Here is an 8,921-nt window from a genome sequence, read left to right on the forward strand (position 1 = left end):
GGTATCGTTGAACGCCGAACCGATGACTTTATCGATGTTGGTCAGGGTGTCGCCCTGTGCATCACCGCCAGTCGCCACTGAAGAGGTGCCCGGACGAATTTCGACGTTGACCGCTTCGGCAGACGCCGAGTAATCCACGGTGTCCCAGCCGGTGCCGGCCCCACCGTCAAACGCAATCGCGCGGCTGTCGGCGAAAAACGTATCGTTGAATTTCGAGCCGGTGATCCCTTCGATGCTGTTGTAGACGTCACCCGCACCAATCCCCGAGTTGATCCCGGTTTTCAGGTTGATGCTCACACCCACGGCGCTGTCGTCATAGGACACGATGTCCATGCCCGCGCCACCGAAGAACTGATCGGCACCGCCACCGCCCTGCAGCGTGTCGTTACCCGCGCCACCGGTGATGATGTTGTCGATGTCATTGCCTTTACCGCTGAAAGCACCCGTACCGGTAAAGGTCATGCGCTCGATGTTCGCCGCCAGGGTGTGTTCCTTGTAGGTGACCCGCACCTCATCGTTACCGCCACCGACCTGCTCGATGGCCGTCACGCCGCCACCATTGACGTAGTAGATGTCGTCACCGGCGCCACCTTCGAAGGTCGCGTAGCTGATAGCCGCCGCAGTGAAGGTATCGTTGAACGCCGAACCGATGACTTTATCGATGTTGGTCAGGGTGTCGCCCTGTGCATCACCGCCAGTCGCCACTGAAGAGGTGCCCGGACGAATTTCGACGTTGACCGCTTCGGCAGACGCCGAGTAATCCACGGTGTCCCAGCCGACGCTGGCCCCACCGTCGATCTTGTCCGCACCGGCACTGCCTTTGATCAGGTCGTTGCCATCCAGACCATTGATCTGGTCATCGTCACTGGTACCGTTCAGCGTATCCGCGCCGTTTGTCCCGTTAATTACCGCCATTACTTCTTCCTTGCCTTGTTAAGAACCAGTACCGGCTCGCCAGGCGCTCAGACTTCACCGCCGCGACCGCTTAAACTCTTGCGAATGTGTTGATATCGACAGGAAATGAGGATGTCTTGAGCCTGCAGACAAAATTTGTATCGAGTTTGATGCAAAGACGAATTTCAGAAAAAAAACAGGCGACTCGAAAGTCGCCTGTTTTGTTGGTGCGGGATCGCGTGAAGCTGTCAGTCCGCCAGCCAGCCATTTTCCCAGTAGCGCAGGTTATCGCCGCGCAGTACGTAATCGCGCAGCACCACCTCACGTAACTCGTCACCCATGCGGTAGCTGGCATCAGGATCAGCCAGGTGCATGCGGATCGCCTGCAGCCACTCATCGGTCGTGTTGGTCTTGATTCGCGTACACGGCAGGTAGCCGCGATAGGCCTCGGTGTCGGTGCAGATCACCGGGTAGCCGCAGGCGCCGTACTCCAGCAACCGCAGATTGCTCTTGCAGTCGTTGAAGATATGGAATTCCAGCGGCGCGAGGGCCAGATCCAGATTGAGGCTCGCCAGTTTCGCCGGATACACGTCCAGCCCGATGACACCGTGGAATTCGTGCATATACGGACGCAGATCATCCGGACACATGCCGAAAAACACCCAGTCGACTTCATTGGCCAGTTCACGAACCACATCGGCGATCACGGCGAGGTCGCCGTGGTGACTGGTGCCGCCACCCCAGCCTACCCGCGGCTTTTTCGAGGTCCGGCGCTGGGCGCGCAAGTCGCACCACATGTGCCTGGACAGCATGTTCGGGACGACCCGGATGTCGTTGTGCATGCTCGACAGCGCATTGCCCAGCGGCGCAGTGGACACCACAACCCGGTCGCACATGGCGATCGCCCGGCGCACCAGCTTTTCCATTTCGTCCTTGTTCGGCATATTGCGGATGTGGGCGTTGCGGTGAGGCACATCGATGACGTAGTCATCGAGTTCATAAATCCGCCGCGCACTGGAGTACTTTTGCAGGCCCGGGATTTCGTTGATCGGTGCTTCGGCGTAACGCCCCTGCAAGATGATCACGTCCGGAGACTGGCGCTCGACTTCAATGATGGTCGGCAGGTTGTAGTGAATGCGTCCCAGCGCGCGTCCCGCAGCTTCCAGTTCGATCAAAGGCTGCGTCACGCGGTAGTGACCGATGGCGGAGGCATTGACCGGCAGTGCAAGAATCTTCGGCAATTGCGGCTGGGAAAACGGGCTCCAGCCGGTACGCAGGCCCGGATCGAGACTGAAGCTCGAGCCGCCCAGCCCGTTCAGCGACAGGTTTTTGTTGTAGGCCGGATCCCGCGCAACAATCGGCAGCCAGCGCTTGTAGAACGTTTCCTGTTCCAGGCTGATCTGCGCCTCTTCCCCCTCCTTCGGCGGGCTGGCCGGCTGCTCGCCCAATGCCAGTTGGGCATAAGGCGTCCAGACCACCAGATAACCTTGCTGCCCGATACGCAGGCACAGGTCCACTTCATTCAGCGATTGCGCCAGTTCCTGCTCGTCGAGACCACCGACCGCCTCGAAAACCGCTTTGCGCACCAACAGGCAATCACTGCCGACTGCGCTCAGATCATGAGCCACCAACAGGCGATACATGTAACCCGTGGCCTGCAGCGACTCACCAAAAAACGGCACACCGGCCGGCCCTTGCAAGCCCAGGATCAGTCCGCAATGCACTATCCGGCCATCGGGGTTGAACAGTTTGGCGCCCACCACTGCCACTTCCGGACGCTGTGCATGATTGAGCATTTCCGTCAGCCAGTCGCTGTGGGTGATCACGGCATACGGGTTGAGCAGCAGGACATACTCGCCACTGGCCTGACCTACCGCAGCATTGCGCACCGCAGCCAGGTTGTCCTGCTGCGGACAGTTCAATACGCGAATCCGCTCGCTGCCCAATTGCGCCATGCCATCGAACCAGGCCTGCGCCTCGGCGCTTTCGCTGCCGTTGTCCACCAACAGCAGCTCGTACTCGGCGTTGGCGGTTTTCTCCAGCAGGCTCTCGACGCAGCGTTGCACCGCCGCCGTCTGATCCTTGCTGACGATGACAATCGTCACCCGTGGCTGGCGGGCGTGGTGATAGTCGATCCGATTGAGCAGCGTCGATGCGCCCCGGCGGATGTCATGCGCGATACCCAGACGATCCAGGTGTGCGCTGACCAACTGCGCATTGCTCTCGGCCATTTGCGGCCCGGACAGCCAAGTGGCCAGATCAAACGCCGCCTCTAGCAGCACCTCGGCGATGTGCCCGATTACCTGCGTGCCGTCATCCTCGACCATACGCAACAGCACATCGTGAGGCGCCAGTTCGCCAAACGACGCGTCGAAACCTCCAAGGGCCAGGAAGCGCTCGCGCTCGAACGCCAGTGCCCTGCCAACGTAGGGATAGCTGCGCATCAGATCAAGGTTGAAATCCGGCTTGAAAACCGGCTCGGTCGACTCGCCCAGGGACAAGCCCCCTTCATCGCTGTACAGGCACGTCAAGGTGCGCGACATCGCAATGCGCTCGGCCATCACCAGCAGCGCTGGCACCACCAGCCGATCGCCGGCCCGCAGCAGGTAGAACCAGTCGGCACCCTCCAGTTGCGGGAGCAGATCGTTGATTTGCTGCTGCCAGTTTTCCTGCAGCGGCATGCGCACCACGCGCTCGTCCAGCTGTGCCTTGGTGCAGGACGCTGACAATACGATGGTCAGCTCAGGCAAATACTCCTGGGCAGAGAGCGATTGCAAGGTCAGGTCGAGCGCCGAGCGGCTGCCCTGCTCGTCAATGATCAGCGGTACGATTTTCGGCGTGCGCGGCCACGCTGCCAGCGTATCCGGCAGCAACTCGCGCTGCCCCTCGGTCAGGCTGCGGCATTGGAGCCACTGCGCATAAAGCTCGGCGAAACTGACACTGGAGATGCCCACGTGCCAGTCCTGGGTGGTCTGCTTGGTGCCCAGTGTCCGGCTCAGCGGCAGCTCTTCCCAGACGCGCGGCAACTCAGCAGCCTTGGTCATCGGAACGTGACGCACCCAGCCCGGAGCCGGTGCCGATTCGCCACTGCGCGCCTTGAGCATTTGCGTGAGCCATTGTCGCTCAACCTCGATCGCATCACGCATGGCCTGCTGACCGCTCAAGCGCTCCGGGTACAGGCGCTCGACACTCATGACATGGTTCGACACCACCACGTTGCCACGGCGCAGCAGGCAGACATACAGGGCGAAGTCCAGACTGGCGACAAAGCAATGCCCGGGCTGGGTCAGCGCAGGCAGCAGCTCCAGTACGTCGCTGCGGCGAAACAGGGCATTGCTGAAACCGCCCAGGATGTTGACCGGGAAGTTTTCGAAAATCGCCAGCAGATCTTCACCCTTGAACAGTCCGCAGGTCGGAGACAGCGGAGTATTTTGCAGGCGTGATGGCAGCGGCCGGTCGTCTGCATCCCAGAACAGGCGTTGGGCCAGGACCAGATTGACATCCTGCTGATCGATGAGCGTTTGTGCCTGGCGCTCAACGCAGATGCCGAACAACTGGTCGTCATCGCACAGGAATTTGATGAACTCACCCTGAGCCTGCTCGAGACAGGCGTGCAGGTTGCCGACCAGCCCCAGCGTGCGGGGGTTGCGTACATAGCGCACCGCCACGCCGCTGCTCTCGCTCACCGAGGCGACAATGGTTTCGATTTCGTCACCACGACTGTCATCGCAAACAATGATTTCGAGATTGCCATAGCCCTGGCTCACGGCACTGAGCAATGCCCGTTCGAAAAAACGCGGGTTGAAGGCGGGAATGACGAGGCTGACAAGCGGAAGTGAATTCACGGCGGGCTCACAGGCGGTGCGAGCCCGCTCGGAACAGCGAGCCCTTGATACCGCTAAAAAACATGACTGAGGGACAGGGCAAACGGGCGCTCACGCGCCCGTCGAGGGTCAGATCTTGTTGAACAGACCCAACTGACTGATCTTGCTGAAGGCCAATTGCGAGGCTTGCAGCATGGTCTGCTGCAGAGTCAGGCGGGTCATCACCTCGGCCGGATCCGAATCACGGATCGAACCCTGGGTGGCGGTATTGGCCTGGATCAGGCTCTGGTTGGTCGTGTCCTGCTCATCCAGTGACTGCCCGCGCGCACCGATCGAAGTCACAGCAGCACCAATCTGGTTGGACGCACTGTCGATGTTGCCCAGAGCCGACTCCATGGCGCCCTGGAATTGCTGCTTGACCGCCGGATCACCATCGACCGGCAGGTTCAGCGCCGTAACCATCTGGCCCAGGGTGTCGAGCACGTTCTGGGTCTGGTGGTTGTTGGACTGGATCGAGAACTGATCGCCCGCACCTGGCGTACCGCCAATGGCGAAAGTCACACCGGCGGCCGTGGCATTGCCGCCAACCATGGTGCCCGACGATACCGGCTTGCTGTCGGCGGTAACAGGTGCCGCATACAGATCGAAGTCGGTGGCGCTGGTGAACTTCAGCACTGCACCGCCGCCCGACGGGAAGGCCGCGCTATAGGCTGCCTGGTCGGTCACGCCGGAGCCGGTTATGACTGCAGTCGACGGGTTACCCGGGCTGCGTGCCGTGGTGAATGAGTCAGGCGTGGCTGCCAGCTGGAAGGTGTGACCGGCGATAACGGCGTCCGGGTTGGTGTCGCCGGCCTTGAGGTTGATGTTCAGCTTCATGTCGACGCCACGGAAGCTGACGGTCTGGTTGGCACCGTTGCTGTTGCTGATCAGGCCGTTCTGGCTGGCCTCGGACGTTACGTCATTGCCCAGGGCATCAGTGATCTTCAACTGGGTGCTGCTGACAAAGCTGACAGTGTACGGCTGACCGCCAGCGAACTTGGCGTTGTACGTCGCAGCTGTTCCGACCGTACCGTTGGTCAACACCACGCGACCGTCATCCACCGCCGGAGCGGTCATGGTGGTCTGGGTGCGGCTGGTATTGATGGTCTGCTGGAAAGCGTCCCAACCGGTGGTGTTGGTCGCGACCGACAAGCCGTCGCCAATGCCCAGGTTGATCTGGGTCTGATCGCCGTTGTAGGTGTAGGTGCCGTCGACGTTTTGCGAGTACGGCGCGGTATCGGTCTTGGAACCGGAGAACAGATAGTTGCCGTTGGCGTCCTTGGAGTTCATCAGGCCCAGCACTTGTTGCTGGATCTGGCTCAGCTCCGCGGCGTACGCCTTGCGGTTATCGTCGGTGGCGATACCGTTGTTGGCCGCCAGGCCGATTTCCTTGGCGCGCTGCAAAGCTGTAGTGATGGAGTTCAGAGTGGACTCCTGCACGGTCAGCGCGCTCTTGGTGGTGTCGATGTTGCCCTGATACTGGTCGAGCATGGCGCTCTGCTGACCCAGTTTGAGCAGGCGACCGGCGCCGATCGGATCGTCGGCAGCGGTGTTGATGCGTTGCAGGCTGCTCGCTTCGTTGGCGGTCGCGACAGTCTTGCTGTAGTTGCGCTGATATTGAGCAGCTTGCGTCGCGTAATACTGGGCGGTGGAAATGCGCATGAATTACGGCTCCTTAAAGACTGTTGATCAGCGTGGCGAAGGTTTCCTGCGCAGCTTTGATGATCTGCGAAGAGGCTGTGTAGTACTGCTGATATTTGACCAGGTTGCCGGTTTCCTCATCGAGGTTGACCTGAGACAACGAATCCCGCGCGCCCTTGGCCTGATCGAGGATCGCCGAAGTGGCGTCGTTGTCAGACTTGCTCTGGGCTGCCTTGGTGCCGACATTGGTCACCAGCTTGTTATAGGCGTCGGTCAGACTGATGCCCTTGCTCCCGGTGCCAGTGTCCACGGTCTGCTTGGTCTGCAGGCCGACCAGCGCTTGCGCGTTACGGTTGTCCGAGGAGGCTGCGCCGGTCAGGTTGATCGTGAAAGTCTCGCCGGACTTCGGTGTAGCGCCCACGGTCGTCTGCACCGTGAAGGTCTTTTGCACGTTCGGCGTGACGCTGGTGTCCATCACCGGCGCACCGGTGGAATCGACCATGCCGATCTTCAGGTTCAGGGTATTGGCCTGCCCCGGCACGATGGTGCCGGAGCCGATGGTGTTGCCCTTGGCGTCGACCATGTTGTACGACTGGCTGCCGCTGGCGACTGCACCGAACACCAGTTTGACCGGTGTCGAGTATTTGAGCGCGTTCTGCAGCTCGGCCTGGGACGCCGGGTTGTAGATATCGACCGTATCGGTCAGCGTCGGCTGGGTGTAAGTGCCGGAATTATTGGCACTGGCCACGCCAGTCAACGGGCCGGCGGCCGCGATTTTCTTCGGGTCGGTCAGCACGGTCTGAATGGAGCTGGCCGCGTTACGGGTCGGGGTCACCTTGAAGGTGTCACCGGCGCTCAGCGCGCCGCCGTTGAGCGCCAGAGTGAAGCCATCGATCACCGGCGGTGGCGTGGTCGTGGTGCTGAACGAGCCCATGTCGGTGCCATCGGAACGCTTGACCGAATAGTTGGTGGCGCTGGTGAAGGTGACCTGATAATCGTTGGTGGTCAGCTTGCCGGTGTCCTTGATGGTGACATCGAGGTTGCCCGAGCCCGCGCTATTGCCAGACTGCGCAATGCTGCGCTGACTCATCAGCGCGGCACTGTTGATGTTGTTGAAGATCGCCGCGCCGAAATCACCGTTCTTGTCGATGCCCTGGGCTTGCTGGCTGTTGACCTGGTCGGCCACTACCAGCGCGACACGGCCCAGCTCATTGAGCGATGGATCGAGCACTTCCTTGCGATAGGTCAGCAGGCCACCGATTTCGCCGCCGCTCATGGCCGACGTGATGTCGATGACGCTTGAGCCACGGTCCATCTGAATGGCCATGCGCGTAGGGTCGTCCTTGCTCGGGACGGTGCTCAGGGTGTTGGTGGTGTTGCCGATCACCAGCGGTTGGCCGGTGCCGATATACACGTCGAAACTGGTGCCACGTTCAACGACCTGTGCACCGGTCAGCTCGGAGAGCTGGCGAACCGCTTCGTTACGGGTGTCGAGCAGGTCGTTCGGCTGGCCGCCGCTGGTGGAAATCTCACCGATCTTCTGGTTGAGAGTGGCAATGGAAGTAGCCAGCTTGTTCACTTGCGACGCCATGTCCGCAAGGTTGCCGTTGATTGTGGTGTTCTGGTCGTTCAGCTGTTTGGCCAGCGCATTGAAACGGCTGGTCAGGGCCTGCGCACCGGTCAGCACCGACTGACGGGAAGTGTCGTCGGTCGCCGAAGTCGCCACGCCCTGCATCGAGGTAAAGAACTTTTGCAGCACGCCGGTAAGGCCGGTGTTGGTGTCGGACAGCGATCCGTCCAGTGCCGTTGCCTGGGCGCCGTACGCAGCCGCTTCGCTGTTGAGCGAGGTGGCGGTGTGCAGTTGGTTCTCAAGGTACGAGTTGTACACGCGGCGCACGTCGGCCAGGGTGGTGCCCGTACCGATGAAGACATTGCCGATCTGCTGCGAGGCTTTGGTGCCCTGCACGGTTTGCTGGCGTGAATAACCGGCGGTGTCGACGTTGGCAATGTTGTTACCTGTCGTCGCCAGAGAGGAAGAACTCGCGGCCAACCCCGACATCCCGATATTGAGCAAACTCATGATTCAAACCTTACCGTATGTTTTATAGAGGCGTCGTTGAAACGCCGGCCGCAGCGTAGTTTTCGAAACTGTTCATCTGCTTGGCTATCTGCGAAATCTTGGTCGCGTAGTTCGGGTCGGTTGCGTAACCGGCCTTTTGCAACTCGCGCACAAACTGTTCTGGGTTATCGGCCGATTTCACGACATCTTGATAGCGATTGTTGGTCTGCAGCAAAGTCACCAGATCGTGGAAGCTGTCCTTGTACGAGGCATAGGAACGGAACTGCGCCGTCTCCTTGACCATCTGCCCGTTACGGAACTCGCTGGTGATCGCCCGGGCCGAATCACCGGTCCAGTTGCTGCTGGCCTTGATGCCGAACAGGTTGTGGCTGCTGCTGCCATCCTGGGCGCGCATGACCGATTTGCCCCAGCCGGTTTCCAGCGCGGCTTGCGCCACCAGATAA

The 8,921-nt window shown here is 60.5% G+C and carries 5 protein-coding genes; all 5 read right to left on the reverse strand.

Annotated elements, in window-relative coordinates:
* The coding region (locus DBR18_RS10535; RefSeq protein WP_371921086.1) for a calcium-binding protein at positions 1 to 915 on the reverse strand (915 nt) is incomplete at its 3' end.
* 227 nt (positions 916 to 1,142) lie between these two features.
* The gene (locus DBR18_RS10540; protein ID WP_108590272.1) at positions 1,143 to 4,739 is read right to left on the reverse strand and encodes a glycosyltransferase; all 3,597 of its coding nucleotides are present in this window, start codon (positions 4,737 to 4,739) and stop codon (positions 1,143 to 1,145) included.
* A 108-nt stretch (positions 4,740 to 4,847) separates the two neighbouring features.
* Entirely contained in the window at positions 4,848 to 6,419 is a 1,572-nt protein-coding gene (locus tag DBR18_RS10545) for a flagellar hook-associated protein 3 (RefSeq protein ID WP_108590273.1), read from the reverse strand.
* Between the two features lie 13 nt (positions 6,420 to 6,432).
* Positions 6,433 to 8,478 (reverse strand): flagellar hook-associated protein FlgK, encoded by a 2,046-nt coding sequence (gene flgK, locus DBR18_RS10550; protein WP_108590274.1) that lies wholly within the window; start codon positions 8,476 to 8,478, stop codon positions 6,433 to 6,435.
* A gap of 22 nt (positions 8,479 to 8,500) precedes the next feature.
* A partial coding sequence (locus DBR18_RS10555; RefSeq protein WP_177482366.1) for a glucosaminidase domain-containing protein occupies positions 8,501 to 8,921 on the reverse strand: 421 nt, incomplete at its 5' end.

The organism is Pseudomonas sp. HMWF021 (genome assembly GCF_003061005.1).
GTDB lineage: Bacteria > Pseudomonadota > Gammaproteobacteria > Pseudomonadales > Pseudomonadaceae > Aquipseudomonas.

Coding starts and splice junctions, on each gene's coding strand:
- DBR18_RS10545 (WP_108590273.1), bottom strand. CDS start 6,419: ATGCGCATTTCCACCGCCCAGTATTACGCGACGCAAGCTGCTCAATAT.
- flgK (WP_108590274.1), bottom strand. CDS start 8,478: ATGAGTTTGCTCAATATCGGGATGTCGGGGTTGGCCGCGAGTTCTTCC.